This is a genomic window from Rubrivivax rivuli, from assembly GCF_004016505.1.
In the GTDB taxonomy this organism is placed as follows: Bacteria; Pseudomonadota; Gammaproteobacteria; order Burkholderiales; family Burkholderiaceae_C; genus Rubrivivax; species Rubrivivax rivuli.
In genome coordinates, this window is the sequence record NZ_SACR01000005.1 from 139,352 (window position 1) to 165,074 (window position 25,723).

A 25,723-nucleotide genomic window follows, 5' to 3' on the forward strand; every position below is an offset into this window, starting at 1 on the left:
CAGGCGCCGGATAGCGTGGGCTGCCGGGAAACTGGAAACTCAGGCAGCGAGTGGCACCTTCTCAATGAAGGCAAAGGCCCGTATGACGGGACACGCCGCTCGCAGCTCTTCCGGAAGGCAGGCTCAGGCAAGTCAAGGCCATCGCCGAAGGTTTCGCCGGGCGCTCACTCAACACTGGAGGCACGAATGACAGAGCGAGCAGGCCACACTGTCGACCTTCACGGCTTCGCCCTGAAGGAGTTCCTGGAGTTCGTCCGAAAGCAAGACCCCTCTTGGCTTGAAGGTGCTCACGTCCGCTGCAGCGACGATGGGCACCAAAGGTCAGGTGTGGTCGAGGGTAAGGTGTGGGTTGAGGTACTGATGTCCCACAAAACCGCAGAGGCGCTGGCTCGTGTCCTGGCACGAGCTGAGGCGTTCGACGAGAACGAGGCTGATGCCGTCCTCAGTCTGCGAAAGGCGCTCCGTCTCGGCGAGATAGCCGACGCCTGACCATCGCCGTCGGCCGCTGGACGATGCCCACCCCGCAGTTCAGCAGGTGCCTGCGTCCCAGTCGAATCGGTTCGTTACCGGGTTCCACTTCTGCCGCGCCTGGTACTCCACCTGCTTGCCGCTGTCGTAGGTGCGGTAGCAGGTGCTGTTCTCGCACCGAGTGTTGCAGGTGGTGACCCCTGCCTGGGCAGCAGGTCGAGCCGGGAAGCGGCCGGTGAATGAGGCCTGCGTCAGTTGCATCGAAGGTGGCGCCTGTTCGGCCATGAGCACCGGCTTGAGCTTGGACCTGCCCATGGCTTGGCCGGGCTTCCACTCGCGTGAGAGTCGTTGTCCCTCGACGACCTGGTCCCGGCTGAGACGTGCCGCGATCTGCTCGCGTTCGGCCAACGCGTGTTTGTTCGGCTCGTCGGCTGACGCCGCCAGGTTCAGCCAGGCGTAGGCCACGACGGCATCGGCCAGCACGCCGACGCCGTCCCTGTAGAGACGGGCGAGGTTGCGCTGCCCATCACCGTCGCCCTGCCGCGCTGACAACTCGTAGAGCCGAGCTGCTTCCAGCGGGTCCTGGCGCACGCCGAGACCCCGTTCGTAGAGCGTCCCGAGGTTGTTCTGTGCTGTTGCGTGTCCCTGGTCGGCTGCCAGGCGGTACCACTGGGCTGCCTCCTTCGCGTCCCTCTCAACGCCAGTGCCGTACTCGTAGAGGGTACCCATGCCGAACCGCGCGCCAGCGTTGCCCTGTTCGGATGACTTGCGCCACCACGAGACTGAGGCAGTCTGGTCCTTGGCGACACCGATCCCGTTGGCCAACATCCAGCCGTACTCGAACTGGGCCATTGCGTCGCCGCCGGCTGCGGCCTTGCCGAGCTGTGCGGCGCCGGCCACTTCGTCCTTTTCGATGCCCTGTCCGTAGGCAAACATTTCGCCCAGTCGCCGCTGAGAGGCTGTGTCGCCACCGTCGGCGCCCTTGCGGAACCACCGCGCCGCAGCCGCTCGATCCTTGCCGACCCCGAGGCCATCGAAGTACATGATGCCGAGCATGCGCTGGGACGCAGCGTCGCCGCCGTCAGCCGCCTTACTGAACCAGATGGCTGCTGTCTCCAGGCTCTTGGCCACACCGGTGCCGCTCGAATACATCGTTGCCAGATTGAACTGAGCATCGATGTTGCCGGCCTCTGCGGCGAACTGGTAGAGCCTGATGGCCTTGGTGGCGTCCTTCGGAACGCCGCGCCCATGCGCATACATGACAGCGAGGGTATTGGTCGCGCCGACATCTCCGGCATCGACCAGCGGCTTCAGCTCCTTCAGCGCTGTCGCGTAGTCACCACTCCGGTACGCAGAAAGTCCGGCGGCCAGATCGGCGGCTGCAACGCCTGGCCATGTGTAGACGGACGCGGCCAGAACCGCGACGAACAGCAGCTTGTTCCTCGACATCCTTGCTTCCTCCAGGGTCGACGAGAGGGGGCTCCGACGGCTCTGCGCAGGCGGCGCGCGCCCTCGGTCCCAGAATTGTGACTTAAACGCGGCTGACTCAAAAGCAGCGCGCCGGGAGACTGAACCTCGATGTCTCCAGGAGCTGCAAACCAGTCAACGAAGCACGCCAGCGCACGGGAAGCACTGGCGGCGAACATCGTCGCTCTCAGGCACGAGAAGGGCTGGTCGCAGGAGGTCTTGGCGTTCGAGTGCGGACTGCATCGAACCTTTGTCGCTCACGTCGAGAGGTTGTCGCGCAACATCTCGCTGGACAACGTGGAACGGCTTGCCGTCGCGCTGGGGGTTCAGCCGTACGAGCTGCTGAAGCCTCGAAGCGACTGATGCGGCGGCGTCGTTCCGGGCGAACGACGAAGCGGTTGTCGAAAGGTCAGCGGCCTGCGAAGGTCTCTACAACCAAGGAAGGAAAGGGGCGCGCGGCTGCCTGCGCCAAGCCTTTGCTTCCATAATGCCGAGAGACACAAGGCACCGATGAACCACCTGAGCCTCCCTGCTTGGTTGTTGAGTTCACCTGCTCTCCCTCTCGGGCGCGGGCCAATAGTTCACCTTCGTTCTGGCCATAGTTCAGCCATCCGATAATGGCCGGGCCAAGGCGGCTTCAGGCGGGGGCCCTCACTACAATCTGCGGCCCTTGACCGCTGCAGCGCGCTGCCAAACACCATGCCTGTGAACCTGTCGGCCCCCGATCCCCAAAGCCTGTTGCCCGTGCCTGGCGTGCGCATCGGCGTCGCCATGGCGGGTGTGCGCAAGGTCAACCGGCGAGACCTGGTCGTGTTCGCGCTGGAAGAGGGCAGCGTGGTGGCCGGCGTCTTCACGAGCAACCGCTTCTGCGCGGCCCCCGTGCAACTGTGTCGCGAGCACCTCGCGGCGTCGCCCGCGGTGCGCGCACTGGTCGTGAACACCGGCAACGCCAACGCCGGCACGGGCGCGGACGGCCTGCAGCGCGCGCGCCGCACCTGCACCGCGCTGGCAGGCTTGATGGGCCTGCAACCGGCGCAGGTGCTGCCGTTCTCCACTGGCGTGATCATGGAAACGCTGCCGGTCGAACGCATCGAGGCCGGTCTGCCGGCCGCGCTGGCCGCGCTCAGCGCTTCTGCCTGGGGCGAGGCCGCCGCCGGCATCATGACCACCGACACCCTGCCCAAGGCCGCCTCGCGTCAGGTGCAGGTGGGCGGGCGTACGGTCACCCTCACCGGCATCAGCAAGGGCGCGGGCATGATCCGCCCGAACATGGCCACGATGCTGGGCTTCCTGGCCATGGACGCGGTGATCGATGCCGCCACGCTGCAGGCCCTGGCCCGCCACGCCGCCGATGCCAGCTTCAACCGCATCACCATCGACGGCGACACCTCCACGAACGACAGCTTCGTGCTGATGGCCACGCAGCAGGCCGGCCACGCGTGCATCACCTCCCTGGATTCGGCGGATGGGCAGGCCCTGGCTGCCGCCGTGGTGTCGCTGTCGCAAGAGCTGGCCCAGGCCATCGTGCGCGATGGCGAGGGCGCGACCAAGTTCATCACGGTGCAGGTGCAAGGCGGCCGCGACGCGGCCGAGTGCAAGTTGGCCGCCTACGCCATCGCGCACAGCCCCTTGGTCAAGACCGCGTTCTTCGCCAGCGATCCCAACCTCGGGCGCATCCTGGCCGCGGTGGGCTATGCCGGCATCGGCGATCTCGACCAGGGCCTGATCGATTTGCACCTGGACGACGTGCACGTCGTGACCCAGGGCGGTCGGCATCCGGCCTACCGCGAAGAAGACGGCCAGCGCGTGATGAAGCAGGCCGAGATCACGGTGCGCGTGCACCTGCACCGCGGCCCGGCCGAGGCCACGGTGTGGACCTGCGACCTGTCTCACGACTACGTGAGCATCAACGCCGACTACCGTTCATGACGCCCTCCGCCCTGGCGGCGGTGGCCTGAGGGGCTGCCCCTGCCCTGGATCCCGAAGCTGCCGGAAGGCGACCTGCTGCGCGACGCCACCTACCGGCGTCTGTGGCTGTCCATCGTCACCAGTTCCTTCGGCAACCAGGTGATGATGCTCGCGCTGCCGCTGACCGCGGCGGTGCTGCTGCAGGCCACCCCCACGCAGATGGGGCTGCTGACGGCCATCGAGCTGCTGCCTTTCCTGCTGTTCTCGCTGCCCAGCGGGGTGTGGCTGGACCGCGTGCGCAAGCTGCCGGTCTATGTGGCAGGAGAAAGCGCCATTGCCTTGGCCGCGGCCAGCGTGCCCCTGGCCTGGTGGCTGGGCTGGCTGAACATGGGCTGGCTCTATGTGGTGGGCTTCATGCTGGGCGCCGTGCACACGGTGGCCGGCACGGCCGCGCAGGTGGTGCTGACGCAAGTGGTGGCGCGCGACCGCCTGGTGGAGGCCCACGCCAAGAACGCGCTCGCCACCTCGGGGGCCGAGGTGGTGGGCCCGGGCCTGGCCGGTGCGCTGATCCGCATCTTCGGCGCGCCGCTGGCGCTGCTGGTGAACGCGGTGCTGCTGTTGAGTTCGGCGCTCATCCTGCGTGGCATCGCGATCACCGAACGGCGCGAGCCGCGCCCGCCGGGCCACTTCTGGCGCGACCTGGCCGTGGGCCTGCGCTTCGTCACCGGCACGCGGCTGCTGCTGACGCTGGGCGTGCTGATGGCCGTCTGGCAGATGTGCCACTACGCCGCGGTGACGGTGCAGATCCTCTTCGCGACGCGCACGCTGGGCCTGAGCGAACACGCGGTGGGCCTGTGCTACATGGGTATGGGCGTGGGCACCATCACCGGCAGCGTGCTGGGCCGGCGTGTGAGCGACCGCATCGGCCCCGGGCCTTGCCTGGTGGTGGGCTACGCCATCTGCGGCCTGGGCTGGTTGCTGCTGGCGGTGGCGCCGGCCAACGCCTGGGGGGTGGCGGCGTTTGCGCTGATGCTGATGAGCTTCACCACCGGTGCCGTGTTCATCTTCATCAACTTCCTGGCCTTGCGCCAGGCAGTGACGCCCGAGCCCCTGCTCGGCCGCATGACGAGCACGATGCGCTGGATCACGCTGCTGGCGGCGGCCCCCGGTGCTTTGCTGGGTGGCTGGCTGGGCGATCACTTCGGGCTGCGTGCCGCACTGGCCTTCGCCGGCGGTGTCTCGATGCTGCTGGTGCTGGTGGCCTGGCGCATGCCGCTCATCCGAGAACTGAAAGCCCTGCCCGAGCAGGAGCGTGAATCGGAGTGGCTGGGGCTGGAGGCCGAGGTGCGCCGGCCGGATTGAGCGCGGCGCGGCTGGCGTGGGTCAGCGGCCGGGGAGCAGCGGCTCGTCGGGGTGATGCCGGTCGACGGCGTCGGTGATCAACCCGTCCACGCCCAGCGCCTGGAGGCGCTGCACATCGGCGTCTTCGTTCACCGTGTAGCAAAGCGCACGCAGGCCGGCCGCGTGCAGTGCGGTGCACAGGGCGCCATCCATCAAGCGGTGCTGGGTCACCACGGCGACGCAAGCCAGCGCCTGCGCGCGTGCCACCGGCTCCTTGGGCAGGGTGTCGAGCAGCAGCGCGCGAGGCAGGGCGGGACTGGTGGCTTGCGCGGCCTGCAGGGCCACCTCGGAGAACGAACTCAGCAGGGGCGGCACGGCGGCACCGGCCCACAACTTGGCGCAGGCGGCGGCCACGGCCGCGCCGGTGGTGGCTTCGGTGCCCGGCGTGGGCTTGATCTCGACGTTGAGCGCGCACCCTTGCGCTTGCACCCAGGCGGCCACCTCGGCCAGCCTGGGCAGGCGCTCACCGGCAAAGTAGGGGCCGTGCCAGCGGCCGGCATCCAGCAGGGCCAGTTCGCCCCAAGGGCGGTCGCCAGCCCGACCCTGGCCGTTGGTGGTGCGCTCCAGCGTCGCGTCATGCAGCAGGAAGGGCACGCCATCGGCGCTGAGCTTCACGTCGCATTCGAAGGCACGGTAGCCGTGGGCCGCGCCCAGCCGGAAGGCGGCCAGCGTGTTCTCGGGCGCCAGCTTGCCGGCGCCTCGGTGCGCCAGCCAGCGGGGATAGGGCCAGGGGGGCATGACGGCATTCTCGCGCCGGGCCCGGGTCAGCGGGCGGCCGGCCTGCGTGGGTTTGCAGCGGGCGCCCGGGCGCCGGCGGCAGGTTTTGGGAGAATCCGAGCGTCTGCCCCAGGCGGGTGTCGCCTGCGCCTCGTTTGCGCTGCTGTCGCGCCCGCCCTCTCGAAAGCTCCATGAACGCACCGCTGCCCTTGTCTGCGCCCCTGCACGCCGCCCCGGCGGGCCTGCCCCAAGACGGTGAGGCATCGGTGGCGGGTGCCGCCCGCCTGCGCGAGATTCCTTACAACTACACCTCGTTCTCCGACCGCGAGATCGTGCTGCGGCTGCTCGGCACGCGCGCCTGGGAGATCCTGAACCTGCTGCGGCAAGAGCGCCGCACCGGCCGCAGCGCACGCATGCTCTACGAGGTGCTGGGCGACATCTGGGTGGTGCAGCGCAACCCGTACCTCGAAGACGACCTGCTCGACAACCCCAAGCGCCGCGCGATGCTGATCGAGGCGCTGAACCACCGCCTGACCGAAGTGGCCAAGCGCCGCGATGCCGCGGCCTCGGCCGCTGGCGCTGACAGCGACCCGCAGCGCGATGCCTTGGTGGGCGAGCTGCTCACCGCCGCCCGCGGTGCGGTGGAGGCCTTCGCCGCGCACTTCCGTGCCGTGTGGGACCTGCGCAAGGCCACGCGCCGCGCCCTGGGCCGCGCCACGGCCAAGGACAACATCAAGTTCGACGGCCTCTCGCGCGTCAGCCACGTGACCGACGCCACCGACTGGCGCGTGGAGTACCCCTTCGTCGTGCTGACGCCCGACACCGAGGCCGAGATGGCAGCGCTGGTGAAGGGCTGCATCGAGCTGGGCCTGACCATCATCCCGCGCGGCGGCGGCACCGGCTACAACGGTGGCGCCGTGCCCTTGACGTGGAAGAGCGCGGTCATCAACACCGAGAAGCTCGAAGCCCTGGGCGCGGTGGAGATGAAGCTGCTGCCGGGCCTGCGCGAGCCGGTGGCCACCATCACCAGCGAGGCCGGTGTCGTCACGCAGCGCGTGGCCGATGCGGCCGAGAAGGCCGGCTTCGTGTTCGCGGTGGACCCCACCAGCGCCGAGGCCAGCTGCATCGGCGGCAACATCGCCATGAACGCCGGCGGCAAGAAGGCCGTGCTGTGGGGCACCGCGCTCGACAACCTCGCCAGCTGGCGCATGGTGACGCCGCAGGCGCAGTGGCTGGAGGTCACTCGGCTGAACCACAACCTCGGCAAGATCCACGATGCCGAGGTGGCCAGCTTCGAGCTGAAGTACTTCGACGCCAGCGGCCAGGTGCTGCAGCGCACCGAGCGGCTGGACATCCCCGGCCGCGTCTTCCGCAAGGAAGGCCTGGGCAAGGACGTCACCGACAAGTTCCTCGCCGGCTTGCCGGGCATCCAGAAGGAAGGCTGCGACGGCCTCATCACCAGCGCGCGCTGGGTGCTGCACCGCATGCCGGCGCACACGCGCACCGTGTGCCTGGAGTTCTTTGGCAACCCGAAGGACGCGGTGCCGAGCATCGTCGAGATCAAGGACTACCTCTTCGGCCTGAAGGACCAGGGGGTCCTGCTCGCGGGCCTGGAGCACCTGGACGACCGCTACCTCAAGGCCGTGGGCTACGCCACCAAGAGCAAGCGCGCGCTGCAGGGCAGCGGTTTGCCGAAGATGGTGCTGATCGGCGACATCGTCGGCGACGACGACAACGCCGTGGCGCGCGCCGCCAGCGAGGTGGTGCGCATCGCCAACTCGCGCGGCGGCGAGGGCTTCACGGCCGTGAGCGCCGATGCCCGCAAGAAGTTCTGGCTCGACCGCAAGCGCACGGCGGCCATCGCCAAGCACACCAACGCCTTCAAGATCAACGAAGACGTGGTGATCCCGCTGCCGCGCATGGGCGAGTACACCGAGGGCGTGGAGCGCATCAACGTTGAGCTCAGCCTGCGCAACAAGCTGGAGCTGGTGGGGGCGCTGCAGAACTTCTTCCAGCGTGGCGCGCTGCCGCTGGGAAGAAGCGACGATGCCGGCGAGATCCCCGGCGCCGAGCTGCTCGAAGACCGCGTGCAGCAGGCCCTGGCGCTGCTGGCCGAGGTGCGTGCGCTGTGGCAGCACTGGCTGGATGAACTGGACGTGGTGCAGGGCGAGGGCAGCGGCGCCGAGGGCCAGACCTGCTTCCAGATGCTGCAGGACTGGCGCTGGCGCGCGAGCTGGAAGACGCAGATCCTGAAGCCGCTGCAGGCGCTGTTCGCGGGCGATGCCTTCAAGCCGCTGCTCGACGAATGCCGCCGCCTCCACAAAGACGTGCTGCGCGGCCGCGTGTGGATCGCGCTGCACATGCACGCCGGCGACGGCAACGTGCACACCAACATCCCCGTCAACAGCGACAACTACGCGATGCTGCAGACGGCCCACGAGGCCGTGGCGCGCGTGATGGCGCTGGCGCGGCGCCTGGGCGGTGTGATCAGCGGCGAGCACGGCATCGGCATCACCAAGCTCGAGTTCCTGAGCGACGACGAGTTGGCGCCCTTTGCCGACTACAAGCAGCGTGTGGACCCGGAAGGCCGCTTCAACCGCGGCAAGCTGCTGCGCCTGCCCGGCGGCGAGGCCGACATCGCCGGCGGCGCACCGCGCCGCGCCGACCTGAGCGCGGCTTACACGCCCAGCTTCGGGCTGATGGGGCACGAGTCGCTGATCATGCAGCAGAGCGACATCGGCGCCATCAGCGAGAGCATCAAGGACTGCCTGCGCTGCGGCAAGTGCAAGCCGGTCTGCGCCACGCACGTGCCGCGCGCCAACCTGCTGTACAGCCCGCGCAACAAGATCCTGGCGACTTCGCTGTTGATCGAGGCCTTCCTCTACGAGGAGCAGACGCGCCGCGGCGTCAGCGTCAAGCACTGGGAAGACTTCGAGGACGTCTCCGACCACTGCACGGTGTGCCACAAGTGCGAGAGCCCGTGCCCGGTGAAGATCGACTTCGGCGACGTCACCATGGCCATGCGCAACCTGCTGCGCAAGATGGGCAAGCAGAGCTTCCGGCCCGGCAAGGCCGCGGCCATGACCTTCCTGAACGCGACCAACCCGCAGACCATCAAGTTCATGCGCAGCGCGATGGTCGACGTGGGCTTCAAGGCCCAGCGTTTCATGAACGGCCTGCTCAAGCCGCTGGCGCGCCAGCAGACCTCGGCGCCGCCGGCCACGCTGGGCCGCGCACCGATCAAGGAACAGGTCATCCACTTCATCAACAAGAAGATGCCCGGCGGCCTGCCCAAGCGCAGCGCGCGCGCCTTGCTCGACATCGAGGACAAGGACTACGTGCCCATCATCCGCAACCCGGCCGCCACCACGGCCGAGACGGAGGCCGTGTTCTATTTCCCGGGCTGCGGCAGTGAACGTTTGTTCAGCCAGGTGGGCCTGGCCACGCAGGCCATGCTGTGGCACGCCGGCGTGCAGACGGTGCTGCCGCCCGGCTACCTGTGCTGCGGCTACCCGCAGCGCGGTGCGGGCCAGGCCGACAAGGCCGAGAAGCTGATCACCGACAACCGCGTGCTCTTCCACCGCGTGGCCAACACGCTGAACTACCTGGACATCAAGACCGTGGTGGTGAGCTGCGGCACCTGCTACGACCAGCTGCAGGGCTACAAGTTCGAGGAGATCTTCCCCGGCTGCCGCATCGTCGACATCCACGAATACCTGCTGGAAAAGGGCATCACGCTGAACGCCGACCAGCAGGCCGGCTACCTCTACCACGACCCCTGCCACAGCCCCATGAAGCAGCAGGAGCCGATGAAGACGGTGAAGGCGTTGGTGGGCCCGAACGTGCTCAAGAACGAGCGCTGCTGCGGCGAGAGCGGCACGCTGGGCGTGACGCGGCCGGACATCAGCACGCAGGTGCGCTTCCGCAAGGAAGAAGAGCTGAAGAAGGGCGAGACCGCGCTGCGCGAGATGATGGCGGCCACGCCAGGGCTCAGCACGGCGGCGCAGGCCAACGTGAAGATCCTCACCAGTTGCCCGAGCTGCCTGCAGGGCCTGAAGCGTTATGAAGACGACATGAACAGCGGCCTGCTGGAGGCCGACTACATCGTCGTCGAGATGGCGCGCCTGATGCTGGGCGAAGACTGGCTACAGGCCTACGTGGCCAAGGCCAATGCCGGCGGCATCGAACGCGTGCTGGTCTAATCGACGCATGAGCAGTACCAGCCCCCAGCCCACCCACCTGACCCTGCACCAGACCTCGCGCGTGCTGGAGGTGGGCTTCGACGACGGCTGCACCTTCCGCCTGCCCTTCGAGCTGCTGCGCGTGTACTCGCCCTCGGCCGAGGTGCAGGGCCACGGCCCCGGCCAGGAAGTGCTGCAGACCGGCAAGCGCGAAGTGAACATCGTCGACATCAGCACCGTGGGCCACTACGCGGTGAAGCCGGTGTTCAGCGACGGCCACGACAGCGGCCTGTTCAGCTGGACCTACCTCTACCAGCTGGGCGCTGAGCAAGACCAGCGCTGGGCCGACTACGAGGCGCGCCTGAAGGCCGCCGGCGTCGACCGCGACGCACCCATGCCTGGCAAGGCTGGCGGCAGCGCCTGCAGCAGCCACTGAACCTGAAGAGCACAGCCATGGCGCAGACCCACTTCGGTTACCAGACGGTCGACGAGACCGAAAAGGCCCGCCACGTTCGCGGTGTGTTCGACTCGGTCGCCTCCAAGTACGACCTGATGAACGACGTGCTCTCGATGGGCCTGCACCGCGCCTGGAAGGCCTACACGGTGGCCGTGGCCGCCGTGCGCCCGGGCATGCAGGTGCTCGACATCGCCGGTGGCACGGGCGATCTGGCGCGCGCCTTCGCCAAGGCTGCGGGGCCCACGGGCCGCGTGGTGCTGACCGACATCAACGAAGCCATGCTGCGCGTGGGCCGCGACCGGCTGCTCGATGAAGGCCTGGTGCTGCCCACGGCCGCCTGCGACGCCGAGCACCTGCCCTTCGCGAACGAGAGCTTCGACCTGGTGAGCGTGGCCTTCGGCCTGCGCAACATGACCCACAAAGACCGCGCGCTGGCCGAGATGGCCCGCGTGCTCAAGCCCGGCGGCCGGCTGCTGGTGCTTGAGTTCAGCAAGCCCGCGCCGCTGCTGCAGAAGCCCTACGACTGGTACTCGTTCAGCTTCATGCCCCTGATGGGCAAGCTGGTGGCGAAGGACGAGCAGAGCTACCGGTATCTGGCCGAGAGCATCCGCATGCACCCTGACCAGGCCACGCTCAAGGGCCTGATGAAGGATGCAGGCTTCGGCCATGTCGACGTGCACAACCTGGCCGGCGGCATCGTCGCGCTGCACGCGGGCATCAAGTGCTGAACCGGCTGCGGCGCCTCAAGAGCGCTGCGCCTTGGCGGCGGGCGCGGGCCGCGCAGCGGGAAGCGCGTGCGCGGCAAACGCAGGTCGACGAACTGCTGCAGTTGGCCCGCCTGAGCTTCGTGCGGCTGCAGCTGGCCTGGGACACCGCCGATCTCCACGCCCTGGGCGAACTGGCCACCCGCCAGCTCCTGGACGAGTTGCGCGATCAACTCGCGCAACGCGGCCCCGGGCCCAACCACACCGAGGTGCTGCAGTTGCAGGCCCGCCTGCTCTCGCTGGACGACCTGCATGAAGCCATGCTGGCCAGTGTGGAGTTCACCGGCCTGATACGCGAGCACCAGGCCCACGAGGCCGCGCCCTTCCGCGAGCTGTGGATGCTGGCCAACGTGAAGGCGGCCGGGCCAGGCTGGAAGCTGGCCCGGGTGCAGTCGCTTTCCTGAGGTCGCCGTGGCCCGCGCCACGCACCGCCGGTCCGTTGCGAAAAGGTCGTTCCCGGTGACCGCGCGCGACGTGAACTTGTGCCATCCGAGGGCCCCGTACAGGGGGTCTCCCAGGCCCATTTTCCGCAGGGGGCAGCGGTTACACTGGCCCGCTTTTCGAGGGGTCGCACCGGCCGCTCGATGCCGGGCAGGCTGCCTGAGAACGCCCCCCGACCCTTGGGCGGGCGGCGTCCGCAACACCCAAGGACAGATCGCATGAGGCTGAAGATGTTCAAGACCCCCTCGCTGGCCCAGCGCGGCACCCGCGTGCTCGCCCTCACCCTGCTCGCCAGTGCCGCCGTGATGGTGGCCGGTTGCGGCGAGAAGAAGGACAAGGCCGCCAGCCAGACGGCGGCCAAGGTGAACAAGGACGAGATCACCGTCCACCAGATCAACTTCGTGCTGCAGCAGCAGCGGGGCCTCAAGCCCGAGCAGGCCGATGCCGCCAGCCGCCAGATCCTCGAGCGCCTGGTCGACCAGCAGCTCACGCTGCAGAAGGGCGAAGACCAGAAGATCGACCGCGACCCGCGCGTGGTGCAGCAGCTGGAGGCGGCGCGCCGCGAGATCCTGTCCCGTGCCTACCTCGAGAAGGTTGGCGAAGCCGCGCCCAAGCCCACGCCCGAGGAAATCAAGAAGTACTACGACGAGAAGCCTGCGCTCTTCCGCGAGCGTCGCATCTACAGCATCCAGGAGATCACCATCGAGGCCCGCCCCGAACAGGTGAACGAGTTGCGCGAGCAACTCGCCGGTGCGAAGAACATCAACGAGTTCGTCGAGTACCTCAAGGCCAAGGAATACCGCTTCAACGGCAACCAGGCGGTGCGTGCGGCCGAGCAGCTGCCTCTGAACAGCCTGGACACCTTCGCCCGCATGAAGGACGGCCAGGCCATGCTCGTGCCGGGCGCCAATGGCGTGCAGGTGATCGTGCTGGCCGGTTCGCGCAACCAGCCCGTGGGCGAAGACCAGGCCCGCCCGGCCATCGAGGCCTACCTGCTCAACGAGCGCAAGCGCAAGCTGGTCGAAGACGAGCTCAAGGCCCTGCGTGCCGCTGCCAAGATCGAGTACGTCGGCAAGTTCGCCGAAGCGGCCGCCTCGGCGCCTGCCGGTGCCGCGCCGGCAGCCCCTGCGGCCAGCACCGGCCTGTCGGCCACCGACATCTCCAAGGGCATGGGCCTGAAGTGATGAAGCCTGCCCTGATGAAGCGGCTGGCCGGCCTGGCCTTCGGCGTTGCGGCGCTGCTGGCGTGGGCCCCTGCAGCGCTGGCGCAGCCCGCGCCGGCCCCGGCCGCAGCACCTGCCGCCGAGTACCGCATCGGCCCGGGCGACGTGCTGCGCGTGGTGGTCTACCAGAACCCCGACCTGCAGCTGGAAACGCGCGTCACCGATGCAGGTCTCGTCAGCTACCCGCTGCTGGGCAGCCTGCGGGTGTCCGGGCTCACCATCAACGATCTCGAGCGGCTCATCGCCGATGGCCTGCGCAACGGCAACTTCGTGCGCCAGCCCCAGGTGACGGTGGCTCTGCTGCAGGTGCGCGCGCACCAGGTGAGCGTGCTGGGCCAGGTCAACCGCCCCGGCCGCTACCCGCTGGAAACGGCCAACATGCGCCTGACGGAAGTGCTGGCCACGGCTGGCGGCGTGGCGCCTTCGGGCTCCGACCTCGTGGTGCTCAGCGGCCAGCGCGAAGGCAAGCCCTTCCGCGCCGAGATCGACCTGCCGACGCTGTTCGCAGCGGCCGGCGGCGAGAAAGACCTGCCGGTGCTCAACGGCGACACCGTGTGGGTCGACCGTCAGCCCATCGTCTACATCTACGGCGAAGTGCAGCGCCCGGGCCCGATGCGCCTTGAGCGCGAGATGACGCTGTTGCAGGCGCTGGCCACCGGCGGCGGCCTGACCCTGCGCGGCACCGAGAAGGGCGTGCGCGTGCACCGCAAGTCTGCCGACGGCAGCGTGACGGTGCTCACGCCCGGCATGACCGACAAGCTGCGCGAGGGCGATGTCGTCTTCGTCCGCGAGAGCCTGTTCTGATTCCCCACGGAGTGCTTGCATGACCTTCGGTCAGTTCCTTGCCATCCTGCGCGCGCGCTGGGTGGTTGCCGTGGCGGTGCTGGCTGTCACGGTGCTGGGCACCTTGGCAGTGAACCTGCTGATGCCCAAGCAGTACAAGGCCACGGCCAGCGTCGTGGCCGACTTCAAGCCCGATCCGCTCTCGGCCGTGATGCTGGGCGGGATGCAGTCGCCGGCCTTCATGGCCACCCAGGTCGACATCATCAAGAGCGACCGCGTCGCGCAGCGCGTGGTGCGCAACCTCAAGCTCAACGAGAACCCGCAGATCCGCCAGCAATGGCAGGACGAGACCGGTGGCCAGGGCAGCATCGAGAGCTGGCTGGGCACGGTGTTCCAGCGCCAGATGGAAGTGCTGCCCTCGCGCGAGAGCAGCGTCATCGAGATCAGCTACCTGGCGCCCGACCCGCGGTTTGCCGCGGCCCTGGCCAACGCCTTCGTTGCGGCCTACACCGACACGGCCATCGACCTGCGTGTCGACCCCGCGCGCCGCTACTCCAGCTTCTTCGAGGGCCGCGCCAAAGAGGCGCGCGAGGCCCTGGAGGCCGCGCAGACCAAGCTCAGCACCTTCCAGCGCGAGAAGGGCATCGTTGCCAGCGACGAGCGCCTGGATGTCGAGAACGCACGCCTGAACGAGCTGTCGAGCCAGCTCACGCAGGTGCAGGCGATCTCTGCCGAGTCGGGCAGCCGCCAGGCCCAGGCGCAATCGGGCCAGGGCGAGCGCATGGCCGAGGTGCTGAACAACGCCCTGGTGGGCGGCCTGAAGGCCGAGCTCTCGCGCAGCGAGGCCCGCCTGCAGGAACTGAACACGCGCCTGGGCGACAACCACCCCGCGGTGCAGGAGTCGCGCGCGAACATCGCCGAGCTGCGCCAGCGCCTTGAAGCCGAGACCCGCAAGGTCACCAGCAGCGTGGGCGTGGGCAACAACATCAACCGCCAGCGCGAAAGCGAGATCCGCCGCTCGCTCGATGCGCAGCGTGCCAAGGTGCTGCAACTCAAGCAGGTGCGCGACGAGGGCATGGTGCTGCTGCGGGAGGTCGACAACGCCCAGCGCACCTACGACGCCATCCTGCAGCGCCTGACGCAGACCAGCCTGGAGGGCCAGGCCACGCAGAGCAACATCAACCCGCTGTCGCAGGCCGAAGTGCCGCTGTACCCGGCCTCTCCGCGTGTGGTGCTGAACACCGCCATCGCCGCCTTTGCGGGCCTGCTGCTCGCCGTGGGTGCCGCGCTGGTGCTCGAACTGCTCGACCGCCGCCTGCGCACCGTCGACGACGTCGCCACGGCGCTGGACCTGCCGGTCATTGGCGTGATGCCCGGGCCTGGCGCCAAGCTCGGTCTGCGCCGCCTTCAGGCCACCTTGACCCAAGAGCGCCTGCTGGCGCCCCTGCCTCCCCCCGGAAAGTCTGCGTGATGGCCAAGTTCCGCGATAACGCCCCTGTCGACGCCGTGCTGGACGGACCCTTGCCCGGCGAGGGTGCCGCGCCCGACGTGGCGGCCGACCCGGCCAACGAACGATCCATCGGCGACATCCTGGCCGAACTGCGCCAGCTCAGCGCCGAGCAGGTGGAGAAGGTGCTGCAGCTGCAGCGCAAGGACGGCGTGCGCTTCGGCGAGGCGGCGGTGGCCCTGGGCCTGGCCAGCAAGGACGACGTGCTGTTCGCGCTGGCGCAGCAGTTCCACTACCCCTATGCCTCGGAAGAGAAGCGCACGGTCAGCTCCGAGCTGGTGACATTGAACGAGCCCTTCTCGCCGCGTGCCGAGTACTTCCGCGCCTTGCGCACCCAGCTGATGATGCGGGTGCTGGGCGACACCGATCAGCGCCGGGGCCAGGCCCTGGCGGTCATCAGCCCCGACAGTGGCGACGGCAAGACCTACTGTGCGGCCAACCTGGCCGTGTCGCTGGCCCAGCTGGGCGGGCGCACGCTGGTGGTCGATGCCGACATGCGCTCGCCGCGCCTGCACGAGGTCTTCAGCCTGTCCAACCGGGCGGGCCTGTCCAGCATCCTCTCCGGCCGCGCCGACAAGCAGGTCATCCAGCAGGTGCCTGCGGTGCCCAGCCTCTTCGTGCTGCCGGTGGGCACGACCCCGCCGAACCCGCTGGAGCTGCTGGAGCGTCCCGCCTTCGGCCTGCTCATGCGCGAGCTGGCGGCCAAGTTCGACTACGTCATCGTCGACACCCCTGCCGCGGCGCTGGGCTCCGATGGCAGCGTGGTGGCCGCGCGCTGCGGCGCCGCGGTGGTCGTCGGCCGCCGTCACGCCAGCCGCCTGGCCAGCCTGCAGGAGCTGGTGGGCAGCCTCGCAGGCAGCCCGGCCAAGGTGGCCGGTGTGGTGATCAACGAGCACTGAAGTTCCGCCCGTGCCCATGCTGTTGAACCGCGGTCAATCCTTCGCTCTGCCGCCGGCTTCCAGCTGGCCGGCGCTGTTGATCGGCGCGGCGCTGCTGCTGCTGCTGGTGCCCAGCTACGTGATGCTGGCCGACCGGGTGTGGGTCACCGACGAGCAGGGCCACGGTCCCATCATCCTGGGGGTCACGCTGTGGCTGGCCTGGCAGCGGCGGCAAGCGCTGTTCGACCTGCCCGATGCGCCGGCCCTGCTGGCGGGCAGCGTGACCCTGGCCGTGGGCCTGGTGCTCTACGTGGTGGGGCGTTCGCAGGGCGTGGACACCATCGAGATCGGCGCGCACATCCCCCTGCTGGCCTCGGCGCTGCTGCTCACGCGCGGCTGGGCCGGTTTGCGCTGGGGCCTGTTCTTCCTGTTCTTCCTGCTCTTCATGGTGCCGCTGCCGGGCCTGATCGTGCAGGCCATGACCACGCCGCTGAAGATCGTCGTCAGCTATGCCGCCGAATGGCTGCTGCACCTGGGCGACTACCCGGTGGCGCGCACCGGCGTCATCCTCTACGTCGGCCAGTACCAGCTGCTGGTGGCCGATGCCTGCGCCGGCCTGAACTCGATGTTCACGCTGGAGGCGCTGGGCCTGCTCTACATGAACCTGATGGGCTACAAGTCGGTGGCGCGCAACACGGCGCTGGCCATCCTGGTGATTCCCATCGCCTTCATCGCCAACGTCATCCGCGTGATCATCCTCGTGCTCGTCACCTACTACCTGGGCGATGAAGCCGGGCAAGGCTTCGTGCACGGCTTCGCGGGCATGGTGCTGTTCGCCGTGGCCTTGACGCTGATGCTGGCCACCGACAAGCTGCTGGGCCGCTGGTTCAAGGAGGCGCCGGCGCCGGCCGCCGCCCCGGGCCCCGGGAGTGCTGCATGAAGCGGCGCGCCGTGCTGTTTGCCGGGGCCGCAGTGGCCGCCTCGGCCACCGCGCTGGCCATGAAGCCGCGGCGCCGCGCGTCCAAGGATTTTCCGCCCATCCAGCTGGAGCAGCAGGTGCCGGGCAGCTTCGGCCCCTGGACCATCGACAAGACGCTGGTGCCGGTGCTGCCCGATCCTTCGCTGCAGGCCGCGCTCGACCAGATCTACGGCCAGGTGCTGGCGCGCACCTACATCAACCGCAGCAATGGCCAGCGTGTGATGCTGTCCATCGCCTACGGCGAAGACCAGGGCACCGATGCCACCGCGGCCCACCGCCCCGAGTTCTGCTACACGGCGCAAGGCTTCTCGGTCGCCTCGATGGGCACGGCTGTGCTGGGCCTGGGCGGGCGCAACCTCACCGTGCGCCGGCTCGTCGGTCAGCTGCAGTCGCGCCGCGAGCCCATCACCTACTGGGTCACGCTGAACGACCGCGCCGTGCTGCCGGGTTTCTCGCGCAAGGTCGAGCAGATCATGCTGGGCCTGCGTGGACAGATCCCGGACGGCATGCTGATTCGCGTCTCCAGCCTGACGCCGGATCCTGCGGTCGCATTCGGCCTTCAGGAAGTGTTCCTGAACGACCTGCTGGCGGCGCTGCCGCCTGAGCTGCAGAGCCGTTACTTCGGCGCCAAGGCGGCCTGAGCGGGGGCGGTTTCCCGCCCACCGCCGGCCGCACCCCTTCACGGTGATGAGCGCCTTCCAGACCTCCGAACCGCTGCGCCTGCTGGTGGCGGCGCCCATGCTCTACCACCCGCGCTGCGGCAACGGCGGCGGCGTGCTGTGTTTCGATCTCTTGCGGCACCTGGCGCCGTACGCCGAAGTGCACTTCGTGGGTTTCGGCGCCGGCCCTGGTGCCGCGCAGGCCGATGACGAGGCGCTGCAGGCGCTGCAGACCGTGGCGCGCAGCGTGCTGAAAGTCGAGCCGCCCACTGCGCGGGGCGGGGCGCTCGGGGCGCTGCAGCAACTGGCCACGGGCCTGCCGCGCGAGGTGCGCGGCCTGCGCAGCGCCACCATGCGCAGCCGCCTGGCCGAAGTGGCGGTGCGCGAGCGGGTGCATGCCGTGCTGCTGCAGTTCCCGCACATGGCGCAGTACGTCGACGCGCTGCCCGGCCGGCCCGTTGTCATCGACGTGCAGGACGCCTGCATGGTCTCGCGCTACCGCGAGTGGCAGGCCAGCACGGGTGGCCGCCTGCGCCGCTGGCGCCGCCTGCACAGCTGGTGGGCCTGGGCGCGGCACGAGCGGCGCTGCTACCGGCAGGCGCAAGGCCTGATGGCCCTGAGCGACACCGATCTCGGCGTGCTGCGTGCCTTCGTGCCCGAAGTGCCGGCCTTCCTGAGCGGGGCCGCCTGGGAAACGGCCGCGGCGCCCGGCACAGGCACGTCGGCGGCGCAGGCGCCGGTGGTCTTCATGGGCAACTTCGCCCACGCCCCCAACGCCGACGGCCTGCGCTGGCTGCTGGCCGAGGTGTGGCCGCGCGTGCGGGCGCGTTGCCCGCAGGCGCGTTTGCAGGTCATCGGCCGCAACCTGCCCGCAGGCTTCGCCAGTGACGAGCAGGCCGGTGTGCAGGCCGTGGGCTATGTCGAAGACCTGCGGCCCTGGCTGTCGTCCGCGGCGCTTTCGCTGGTGCCCTACCGCTTCGGCGGTGGCATCAAGATCAAGGCCCTGGAGGCCATGGCCCAGGGTTGTCCGGTGGTGGCCACGCGCGTGGGCAGCGAGGGGCTGCACGCGGTCGACGGCGTGCACATGCGCATCGCCGATGAGCCGCAGGCCTTCGCCGACGCCGTGGTGCAGTTGCTGCAGCAGCCGGCGCTGCGCGAGCAGCAGGCCCGGCAGGCGCTGGACCTGGTGGCCGCGCGCTTCTCGTGGGCGGGCAAGGTCGAGGCGCTGCTCGCCGAGTTGCAGGGCGTGGTGCAGGCACACGCCTCGCGCCGCGCCGCGCTGGCGGCTTGAGGGGGGGTCATGGAAGCCGCCTTGCGCCTGACCTTGGCCAGCGCCCACGACCGCACTGGTGGCGCGGCCGTGGCCGCCTCGCGCCTGCGCGACGGGCTGCGCGGCCTGGGACATGACGCGCGCCTTTTCGTGCAGACGCAGAGCCTGCCGCACCCGGCCACGGTGGGCCCGGAGGGCGCGGCGCAGCGCAGCTTCAGCCGCGTGCGCAGCGGCCTGGACAGCCTGCCCGTGCGGCGCGCCGGCGGCTCGCCCGAGAAGTTCTCGGCCAGCTGGTTGCCACGCCGCTGGCCGACGATGGCGGCGGCGGGCACGCCCGACATCACCCACCTGCACTGGACCAACGCCGGCTTCCTGAGCGTGGCCGATGTCGGTGCGCTGCGCATGCCGGTGGTGTGGACGCTGCACGACATGTGGGCCTTCACCGGCGGCTGCCAGTATGACGAGGGCTGCGGCCGTCACACCCAGGGTTGCGGCAACTGCCCGCTGCTGCAACAGCGCGGGCCCGGCGACCTGTCTGCGCGCCGGCACGCCGCCAAGCAACGGCAGTGGCAGGGGCTGGATCTCACCGTCATCGCACCCAGCCGCTGGATGGCCGCCGAAGCCCGCCGCAGCCGCCTGTTCGCCAGCCGCCGCATCGAGGTGCTGGCCAACGGCCTGGACCTGCAGCGCTACAAGCCGTTGGACCGGGCCTTCGCGCGGCACGCGCTGGGCCTGCCGGCCGACCGCCGGCTGGTGCTGTTCGGGGCGCTGAACCCGGGCAGCGACCGCCGCAAGGGCTACGACCTGCTGCAGGAAGCGCTGGCGCGTCTGGCCGCGCAGCCCGGCCAGCAGGACTCGCTGGCGCTGGTGGTCTTCGGCTCGAACCCGCCGCGCCAGGAAACGCTGCACGGGCTGCCGGCCTACCACTTCGGCCACCTGCACGACGACGTGGCCCTGGCGCTGCTGTACGCCGCCTGCGATGTCTTCGTGGCGCCCAGCCGCCAGGAGAACCTGCCCAACACCGTGGCCGAGGCGCTGGCCTGCGGCGTGCCCTGCGTGGCCTTCGACATCGGCGGCATGCCCGATCTCATCGCGCACCAGCAGCACGGCTGGCTGGCCCGGCCCTTCGACACCGCCGACCTGGCCGCCGGCATCGCCTGGTGCCTGGACGAGACCGCAGGCCGCTGGCACGCGCTGTGCGAGCGTGCACGCCGCCACGCCGAAGACCAGCTGGAGCTCGGGCGCCAGGCCCAGCGCCATGTCGACCTCTACCGCCAACTGCTGACCGCCCCCCGGAGCCCGGCATGACCGAAACCATCATCGTCCTGGCCACCACCTTCGCCGGCTTCCTGCTGATCGACCCCTTCTTCGGCGGCGCGTTGACCAAGGCCACCATCGCGAAGTGGCCGCTGATCGCGCTGGGGTTCGGCAGCCTGGCCTTCCACCTCGTGGGGCGTGCGCTCACCGATCCGCGGCGCCTGCGCCTGGCCTTCTCGGAGGTGCTGCACGACTGGTGGCCGATCATCCTGCTGGCCTTCTTCATCACCCTGGGCAGCGCCTACGCACGTTTTGCCGACAGCATCCGCGAGAGCTTCCTGGGCATGGGCCTGGGCATGTTCTTCCTGCCGCTGCTGGCCGTGGCCGTGCGTGCCAGCCGGCACCCGGTGGGCTTCATGCAGGGGCTGGCGGCGGCGCACGTGCTCACCGTGCTGGGCATGATGGTGGTGCTGTTCGCCGACCTGCACGTGTTCCACGAAGAGATCTTCGTGGCCGTGCCGCTGGGCGCCTACCTGCTGGTGGCGCGCCCCGTGAAGCTGTGGCGTCTGCTGCTCGGCTTCGCGGCCATGTTCGCCTGCCTGTTCTCGTTCAAGAACACCACCTTCCTGATCCTGCTGGCGGTGCTGGCCTGCTGCGGCCTGGTGTGGATCCAGCGCCTGCTGCGGCGCCACAACCGCATGGGCGTGGTGGCGGCGGTGTACTTCCTGCTGCCCGTGCTGCTGCTCGGCGTGGCCGCGCTGTTCTGGCTGTGGTGGACCAACCGCACCGAACTGCCCTCGGGCAACGTGCAGTACCGCACCGAGATGTACGGCATCGCCTGGCGCCGCTTTCTCGAGTCTCCGCTCTGGGGCACCGGTTTCACCGATTCTTCGGTGGTGTATTTCGAGCTCTACCGCGTGGCCACGCGCGTGCAGACGCTGCCCACGCACAGCGACATCCTCGACCTGCTCGCCCACGGCGGCCTGATCGCCTTCACGCTGTGGGGGCTGACGGTGTGGCGGCTGTTCAGCATCTCGATGGCGGCGGCACGCCAGCTCGCAGCAGCACCCGCGGGCGACCCCAACCGGGCCTGGCGCTGGCTCTTCGTGCTGGGGCTCGTGCAGCTGGGCGCCTTGATCACCTATGCCGTCAACCCGCCCATGATCAACCCGGTGCACGCCTACTGGATGTGGGGGGCCGCTGGCGTGATGTGGGCGCTGCACCGCCAGCTCGTGGCGCCGCTGGCCGCCCCCGCGCCGGTGCAGCACCTCGTGCCGCGGCACCTGCAGTTCTCGCGCTGGGCGCTGCTGCGGGCGGGCTGGCGTTGGCTGATGGCGGCTGCGCGCCGCCGCAGGGCCGCCTGATGGGCGCGCTGCCGCGCATCAGCCTCGTCACCTGCTCCTACCAGCAGGGGCGCTTTCTCGGCGCCACGATGCGCTCGGTGCTGGAGCAGGGCTACCCGGCGCTGGAGTACATCGTCGTCGACGGCGCTTCCACCGACGGTTCTGCCGAACTGATCGCGGCCCACGCCGACCGGCTGGCCTGGTGGGTGAGCGAACGCGACCGCGGCCAGACCGATGCGCTCATCAAGGGTTTTGCGCGCAGCACGGGCGACATCCAGGGCTGGTTGTGCTCTGACGACCTGCTGCTGCCCGGCGCGCTGGACACCGTGGCCGACTTCTTCGCCCGACACCCCGAGGTCGACTGGCTCTACGGCGATGCGCTCTGGATCGACGCGCAGGGCCTGCCGCTGCGCGCCAAGAAGGAGATGGGCTGGAGCCGCACCGTCTTTCTCTTCGACCACAACTACCTCGCGCAGCCCTCGGTGTTCTGGCGCCGATCGCTGTACGAGCGCGTGGGCGGCCTGCAGCGCGACTGGAACCTGGCGATGGATGCCGACCTCTGGCTGCGTTTCGCGCGCGTCAGCCGGCCGCACCACGTGGCGCAGTACCTGAGCTGCATGCGCTACTACCCCGAGCAGAAGACACGCGCCCTCAAGCCGGCCGGCCGCAAGGAAGACGAGGCCCTGCGCCAACGCGAGGCACCGACCCTGGCCGCCCTGCCGCGCTGGCCGCTGCGTGCGGCCGCTCGCGGCCTGCGCTGGAGCCTGAAGGCGGCCAGCGGCGGCTACACCGCCAGCGTGCCCGCGGCCTGCAAGCCCTGGCTGCAGGCGCTGGAGATCACGAAGTGAAGCCGGCAACTGGGGCCGGCTGGCTGCGGGCTGCGGCCTGCATCGGCGCGGCCTGCTGGGCCTGGGCCTGCGGGCCCGCCAGAGCGGCGGTGTGGGTGGTGGAGGCGCAGGCGCCCACGGCCCACGACCGCAATGCCGGCCACGCCGGCGCACCGCTGAAGACCCTGGGTGAAGCGATGCGGCGCCTGAAGCCCGGCGACGAGGTCGTGGTGGGCGAGGGTGTCTACCGCGAACTGGTGGTGGTGCCGCGCCTGCCGCCCGGCGGTGAGCTGGTGACGGTGATCCGCGCCCGCGAGCCTGGGCGGGCCGTGATCAGCGGCGCCGACCCCATCGAGGGCTGGCGCCCCGGCGGTGCCGGGCGCTTCAGTGTGGATTGGCGGGGGCGGACGGAGCCCTCGCAGGTCTACTTCGGAGGCCGGCCGCTGCGGCAGATTGCCGGCACGGTGTTCGGCGGCTACCCCGAGCGCCCCGGCCACGAACTGGCCGACACGCACCGCAGCGAAGGCGGCATCTGGCTGGGCCGCGTGCCAGGCGACCTGCGCAGCCTGCAGCCTGGCGATTTTTTCTACGAAGCCGCCACCCAGACGCTGCACCTGCGCCTGGCTGAAGGCCAGGCCCCCGGCAACACGCCGGCCACGGCGGTGGAGGTGAGCACCCGCCCCTATGTCTTCTTGGCCGAGGCCGCCCACCGGCTGCGCGTGGAGGGCCTGCGCTTCGAAAACGCCAACACCTCCAGCCTGGCGCGCCAGGGCGCGGTGAAGGTCTTCGGCAACCACAACGTGCTGCAGGGCCTGCACATCCGGCGCATGGACGCCGTGGGCCTGCAGCTCTTCGGCACCGGCAGCCAATTGCTGGATTCGGTGATCGAGGACAGCGGCCAGATGGGCCTGAACGCCCGCGGCCGACAGCTCACCATCGCGCGCAACAGCATCCTGAACAACAACCTGCGCGGCTTCAACAAGTGGTGGGAGGCCGGCGGCATCAAGATCATCGGCGACGACGGTCTGCACGATTCGGTGTTCCGCGACAACGTGGTGGCCTTCAACCGCGGCGACGGCCTCTGGATCGACTGGGAGAACACCGGCATCCGCATCAGCGGCAACACGGCGGCCTTCAACACCGGCTTCGGCATCCACTACGAAGCGTCCAGCACGGGCTGGATCGACGGCAATGCGTCCTACGGCAACGGCCAGCGCGGCATCTACGTCTTCGAGAGTTCCGACACGCGCGTGGAAGGCAACGTGGTGGTGGCCAACGGGCTGGAAGGCATCGTCGTGGCCGATGGCGAGCGTTCGGCCCAGCGGCCGCAGATGAAGCCGCGCAACAACCGCGTCACCGGCAACGTGGTGGGCTGGAACAAGGACATCGAGCTGATGCTCGCGCTGCCCGAGATGAACAACCACAGCGAAGGCAACCTGTTCCTGGCCGAGCGCGCGCCGGCGCTCGTGCAGGGCTGGTCGGGCCTCACCAACCGCCCCGCCCGCGGGCTGGCCAGCTGGCGGCAGCGCAGCGGCTTCGACCTGCAGTCGCGCGAGCTCGTGGCGCCACCGCCGGCGGCGCTGCTGGCGGCCCTGCGCGAGCAGCGCCTGCTGCGCCCGCAGGCCTTGCGTGAACTGCTGCAGACCGCGCTGCCCGCGCTGAGTCTGCCGGCCCCGCCCGCCCCGCCTGCACTGCCGCGCTGATGCGCACGGTCGCCCGCAATTTCATCCTCGTGACCGCCAGCCGCCTCATCGAAGGCGGGGTGCGTTTCCTCACCGTGCCCATCGTGCTGGGCTACTTCGGCCGTGAAGACTTCGGCCTGATGGCGCTGGCCTTCTCGCTGCACGTCTTTCTCACGCTGGCCGACTTCAGCATCAGCGCCAACGTCGTGCGGCGCTTCAGCGACCACCTCGTGGCCGGCGACACCGGCGCGGTGCTGCGCCTGGCGCGCGTGGCCACTTCGGTGTATGTCGGCATCGGGCTGCTCAACCTGGCCGCGGTGCTGATCGTGGGGGTGTTTGCAGAGCGCTGGTTCAAGCTGGAGGCCGCGCAGGCGCAGGCCTTCTTCTGGATGATGCTGAGCCTGGGTGTCTCCAGCCTGCTCACCTGGGCGGGCACGGTCTACCGGCAGGTGCTGCACGCCTCGCAGCAGGTGGGGCGCGACGAGGCCTACAACCTGCTGGCCACCGCGGGCACGCTGCTGGTGCTGGGCGCCACGCTGTGGTTTCGGCTGGACCTCGTCACCTACTTCGCGCTGGTGCTGGTGCCGCCGCTGCTGCCGATGTGGCTGCGCGCGCGCCGCGCCTGCCAGCTGGTGCCCGGCCTGGGCTTCGGGCTCTCCCGCGACTGGGCCCTCTTCAGCCCGCTGCTGGGCGGCACGCTGTGGCTGCTGCTGATGACGCTGGCCGACATGGCTGCCAACCACTTCCGCCCCATCCTCCTGGCCCGCGCCGACGGCCTGGAGACGGTGACCGACTTCCGCGTCATGCAGCAGGTGGCGGGCTTCGCCACGCTCATGCTCACGGGCGCGATGAACGTGGCCTACCCGGCGGTGGCGCGGCTCGACGCTGCCGCCGACCACGCGCGCCTGCGCCTGGTGCTGCAACAGGGCAGCCGCGTGCTGCTGGCCGGCCATGTGGTGGTGCTGGTGCCCCTGGCCTTTGGCAGCGCGCAGTTGCTGGAGCTGTACGTGGGCAGCGCCTACCGCACGCTGGCCCTGCCGCTGGCGTTTTGGCTGCTGAGCCTGCTGGCCCTGCACTACACCATCGTCATGTCCTTCGCGATGTCGCGCGGGCAGACGCGGCTGCTGGCCCTGGGCGCCTGTACCAACGCGCTGGTCTCGCTGGCGCTGGCCTTCGGGCTGGCGCCCCGGCTCGGCCTGCAGGCCATGGTGGCCTCGTACGCCGCCTATGTGCTGCTGCAGATGCTGCTCATGTACCTGCTGGCCTTGCCGGCTGCCGGTGGTGGTGCAGGGGCACCACTGGCGGTGCAGGTGATGACGCGGCCGCTGGGCCTGGCCTTGGCCGTGGGCCTGCCCCTGGCCTCGGGGCTGTGGCTGGCGGGGCAGCCGCTGTGGTGGGGCGCACCGTTGTTCCTGGCGGCCTTTGCCGGCCTGATGTGGGGGCCCGGCCGCCTGCGGGCCGATTTCCAGGCCCTGCGCGGCCGTGCCGCCTGAGGCGCGGCGCGACGCGACG

The 25,723-nt window shown here is 69.7% G+C and carries 22 protein-coding genes; 20 read left to right on the forward strand and 2 right to left on the reverse strand.

Going from position 1 to position 25,723, the window contains the following annotated elements; translation table 11 throughout:
- Positions 1–186 precede the first annotated feature (186 nt).
- Positions 187–489 carry a hypothetical protein gene (locus tag EOE66_RS16685; RefSeq protein ID WP_128229865.1) on the forward strand — a complete coding sequence of 101 codons (303 nt, stop codon included), beginning with the start codon at positions 187–189 and terminating at the stop codon, positions 487–489.
- Positions 490–528: 39 nt separating this feature from the next.
- Here EOE66_RS16685 and EOE66_RS16690 read toward each other — a convergent pair whose 3' ends face one another.
- Positions 529–1,917, reverse strand: a complete 1,389-nt coding sequence (locus EOE66_RS16690; protein ID WP_128229866.1) for a tetratricopeptide repeat protein — start codon at positions 1,915–1,917, stop codon at positions 529–531.
- A gap of 129 nt (positions 1,918–2,046) precedes the next feature.
- Between EOE66_RS16690 and EOE66_RS16695 the strand changes: the two genes are divergently transcribed.
- The 3 genes from EOE66_RS16695 (at position 2,047) to EOE66_RS16705 (ending at position 5,205) form a co-directional block, all read left to right on the forward strand.
- Complete coding sequence (locus tag EOE66_RS16695) at positions 2,047–2,298, forward strand: helix-turn-helix domain-containing protein (RefSeq protein ID WP_128229867.1); 252 nt, start codon at positions 2,047–2,049, stop codon at positions 2,296–2,298.
- Between the two features lie 336 nt (positions 2,299–2,634).
- Entirely contained in the window at positions 2,635–3,864 is a 1,230-nt protein-coding gene (gene argJ, locus EOE66_RS16700; RefSeq protein ID WP_128229868.1) for a bifunctional glutamate N-acetyltransferase/amino-acid acetyltransferase ArgJ, read from the forward strand.
- Between the two features lie 75 nt (positions 3,865–3,939).
- Positions 3,940–5,205, forward strand: a complete 1,266-nt coding sequence (locus EOE66_RS16705; RefSeq protein WP_245479098.1) for an MFS transporter — start codon at positions 3,940–3,942, stop codon at positions 5,203–5,205.
- 21 nt (positions 5,206–5,226) lie between these two features.
- On the opposite strand, the gene ugpQ is transcribed toward EOE66_RS16705, so the two are convergent.
- Positions 5,227–5,982, reverse strand: a complete 756-nt coding sequence (gene ugpQ, locus EOE66_RS16710) for a glycerophosphodiester phosphodiesterase (protein ID WP_128229870.1) — start codon at positions 5,980–5,982, stop codon at positions 5,227–5,229.
- Positions 5,983–6,152: 170 nt separating this feature from the next.
- Between ugpQ and EOE66_RS16715 the strand changes: the two genes are divergently transcribed.
- The 16 genes from EOE66_RS16715 to EOE66_RS16790 all read left to right on the forward strand — a co-directional run bounded on the left by EOE66_RS16715 (position 6,153) and on the right by EOE66_RS16790 (position 25,704).
- Positions 6,153–10,163: a DUF3683 domain-containing protein gene (locus EOE66_RS16715; RefSeq protein ID WP_128229871.1), complete on the forward strand. Its 4,011-nt coding sequence runs from the start codon at positions 6,153–6,155 to the stop codon at positions 10,161–10,163.
- Between the two features lie 7 nt (positions 10,164–10,170).
- Positions 10,171–10,578, forward strand: a complete 408-nt coding sequence (locus EOE66_RS16720; protein WP_128229872.1) for a gamma-butyrobetaine hydroxylase family protein — start codon at positions 10,171–10,173, stop codon at positions 10,576–10,578.
- Positions 10,579–10,595: 17 nt separating this feature from the next.
- Positions 10,596–11,327, forward strand: a complete 732-nt coding sequence (gene ubiE / locus EOE66_RS16725) for a bifunctional demethylmenaquinone methyltransferase/2-methoxy-6-polyprenyl-1,4-benzoquinol methylase UbiE (protein WP_128229873.1) — start codon at positions 10,596–10,598, stop codon at positions 11,325–11,327.
- Positions 11,321–11,767, forward strand: coding sequence for a Tim44 domain-containing protein (locus EOE66_RS16730; protein WP_128229874.1), 447 nt, complete (start codon positions 11,321–11,323; stop codon positions 11,765–11,767). Before ubiE ends, EOE66_RS16730 begins: the two co-directional genes overlap by 7 nt.
- Positions 11,768–12,022: 255 nt before the next feature.
- The gene (locus EOE66_RS16735) at positions 12,023–12,988 is read left to right on the forward strand and encodes an EpsD family peptidyl-prolyl cis-trans isomerase (protein WP_128229875.1); all 966 of its coding nucleotides are present in this window, start codon (positions 12,023–12,025) and stop codon (positions 12,986–12,988) included.
- Positions 12,988–13,830, forward strand: a complete 843-nt coding sequence (gene epsE / locus EOE66_RS16740) for a polysaccharide export protein EpsE (protein ID WP_245479078.1) — start codon at positions 12,988–12,990, stop codon at positions 13,828–13,830. Before EOE66_RS16735 ends, epsE begins: the two co-directional genes overlap by 1 nt.
- Positions 13,831–13,849: 19 nt before the next feature.
- Positions 13,850–15,280 (forward strand): chain length determinant protein EpsF, encoded by a 1,431-nt coding sequence (gene epsF, locus EOE66_RS16745; RefSeq protein ID WP_128229876.1) that lies wholly within the window; start codon positions 13,850–13,852, stop codon positions 15,278–15,280.
- Complete coding sequence (locus EOE66_RS16750) at positions 15,280–16,215, forward strand: polysaccharide biosynthesis tyrosine autokinase (protein ID WP_128229877.1); 936 nt, start codon at positions 15,280–15,282, stop codon at positions 16,213–16,215. Before epsF ends, EOE66_RS16750 begins: the two co-directional genes overlap by 1 nt.
- A gap of 16 nt (positions 16,216–16,231) precedes the next feature.
- Entirely contained in the window at positions 16,232–17,134 is a 903-nt protein-coding gene (gene xrtB, locus EOE66_RS16755; RefSeq protein ID WP_128229878.1) for an exosortase B, read from the forward strand.
- Positions 17,131–17,814, forward strand: a complete 684-nt coding sequence (epsI, locus tag EOE66_RS16760) for an exosortase-associated protein EpsI, B-type (RefSeq protein ID WP_128229879.1) — start codon at positions 17,131–17,133, stop codon at positions 17,812–17,814. Before xrtB ends, epsI begins: the two co-directional genes overlap by 4 nt.
- Positions 17,815–17,860: 46 nt before the next feature.
- A complete protein-coding gene (locus EOE66_RS16765) occupies positions 17,861–19,123 on the forward strand; it encodes a glycosyltransferase (RefSeq protein ID WP_128229880.1) in 1,263 nt (420 codons plus the stop codon).
- A gap of 9 nt (positions 19,124–19,132) precedes the next feature.
- A complete protein-coding gene (locus tag EOE66_RS16770) occupies positions 19,133–20,410 on the forward strand; it encodes a glycosyltransferase family 4 protein (RefSeq protein WP_128229881.1) in 1,278 nt (425 codons plus the stop codon).
- Positions 20,407–21,723 (forward strand): O-antigen ligase family protein, encoded by a 1,317-nt coding sequence (locus EOE66_RS16775; protein ID WP_128229882.1) that lies wholly within the window; start codon positions 20,407–20,409, stop codon positions 21,721–21,723. Before EOE66_RS16770 ends, EOE66_RS16775 begins: the two co-directional genes overlap by 4 nt.
- Positions 21,723–22,550 carry a glycosyltransferase family 2 protein gene (locus EOE66_RS16780; RefSeq protein ID WP_128229883.1) on the forward strand — a complete coding sequence of 276 codons (828 nt, stop codon included), beginning with the start codon at positions 21,723–21,725 and terminating at the stop codon, positions 22,548–22,550. The genes EOE66_RS16775 and EOE66_RS16780 overlap by 1 nt, the downstream gene beginning before the upstream one ends.
- A complete protein-coding gene (locus tag EOE66_RS16785; protein WP_128229884.1) occupies positions 22,547–24,232 on the forward strand; it encodes a right-handed parallel beta-helix repeat-containing protein in 1,686 nt (561 codons plus the stop codon). The genes EOE66_RS16780 and EOE66_RS16785 overlap by 4 nt, the downstream gene beginning before the upstream one ends.
- A complete protein-coding gene (locus EOE66_RS16790) occupies positions 24,232–25,704 on the forward strand; it encodes a lipopolysaccharide biosynthesis protein (protein ID WP_128229885.1) in 1,473 nt (490 codons plus the stop codon). The genes EOE66_RS16785 and EOE66_RS16790 overlap by 1 nt, the downstream gene beginning before the upstream one ends.
- Positions 25,705–25,723: the final 19 nt, after the last annotated feature.

Excerpts from the sequence above, each read along its gene's own strand:
- EOE66_RS16685 (WP_128229865.1), top strand. The coding sequence starts at position 187 with ATGACAGAGCGAGCAGGCCACACTGTCGACCTTCACGGCTTCGCCCTG.
- EOE66_RS16690 (WP_128229866.1), bottom strand. The coding sequence starts at position 1,917 with ATGTCGAGGAACAAGCTGCTGTTCGTCGCGGTTCTGGCCGCGTCCGTC.
- EOE66_RS16695 (WP_128229867.1), top strand. The coding sequence starts at position 2,047 with ATGTCTCCAGGAGCTGCAAACCAGTCAACGAAGCACGCCAGCGCACGG.
- argJ (WP_128229868.1), top strand. The coding sequence starts at position 2,635 with ATGCCTGTGAACCTGTCGGCCCCCGATCCCCAAAGCCTGTTGCCCGTG.
- ugpQ (WP_128229870.1), bottom strand. The coding sequence starts at position 5,982 with ATGCCCCCCTGGCCCTATCCCCGCTGGCTGGCGCACCGAGGCGCCGGC.
- EOE66_RS16715 (WP_128229871.1), top strand. The coding sequence starts at position 6,153 with ATGAACGCACCGCTGCCCTTGTCTGCGCCCCTGCACGCCGCCCCGGCG.
- EOE66_RS16720 (WP_128229872.1), top strand. The coding sequence starts at position 10,171 with ATGAGCAGTACCAGCCCCCAGCCCACCCACCTGACCCTGCACCAGACC.
- ubiE (WP_128229873.1), top strand. The coding sequence starts at position 10,596 with ATGGCGCAGACCCACTTCGGTTACCAGACGGTCGACGAGACCGAAAAG.
- EOE66_RS16735 (WP_128229875.1), top strand. The coding sequence starts at position 12,023 with ATGAGGCTGAAGATGTTCAAGACCCCCTCGCTGGCCCAGCGCGGCACC.
- epsE (WP_245479078.1), top strand. The coding sequence starts at position 12,988 with ATGAAGCCTGCCCTGATGAAGCGGCTGGCCGGCCTGGCCTTCGGCGTT.
- epsF (WP_128229876.1), top strand. The coding sequence starts at position 13,850 with ATGACCTTCGGTCAGTTCCTTGCCATCCTGCGCGCGCGCTGGGTGGTT.
- EOE66_RS16750 (WP_128229877.1), top strand. The coding sequence starts at position 15,280 with ATGGCCAAGTTCCGCGATAACGCCCCTGTCGACGCCGTGCTGGACGGA.
- xrtB (WP_128229878.1), top strand. The coding sequence starts at position 16,232 with ATGCTGTTGAACCGCGGTCAATCCTTCGCTCTGCCGCCGGCTTCCAGC.
- epsI (WP_128229879.1), top strand. The coding sequence starts at position 17,131 with ATGAAGCGGCGCGCCGTGCTGTTTGCCGGGGCCGCAGTGGCCGCCTCG.
- EOE66_RS16765 (WP_128229880.1), top strand. The coding sequence starts at position 17,861 with ATGAGCGCCTTCCAGACCTCCGAACCGCTGCGCCTGCTGGTGGCGGCG.
- EOE66_RS16770 (WP_128229881.1), top strand. The coding sequence starts at position 19,133 with ATGGAAGCCGCCTTGCGCCTGACCTTGGCCAGCGCCCACGACCGCACT.
- EOE66_RS16775 (WP_128229882.1), top strand. The coding sequence starts at position 20,407 with ATGACCGAAACCATCATCGTCCTGGCCACCACCTTCGCCGGCTTCCTG.
- EOE66_RS16780 (WP_128229883.1), top strand. The coding sequence starts at position 21,723 with ATGGGCGCGCTGCCGCGCATCAGCCTCGTCACCTGCTCCTACCAGCAG.
- EOE66_RS16790 (WP_128229885.1), top strand. The coding sequence starts at position 24,232 with ATGCGCACGGTCGCCCGCAATTTCATCCTCGTGACCGCCAGCCGCCTC.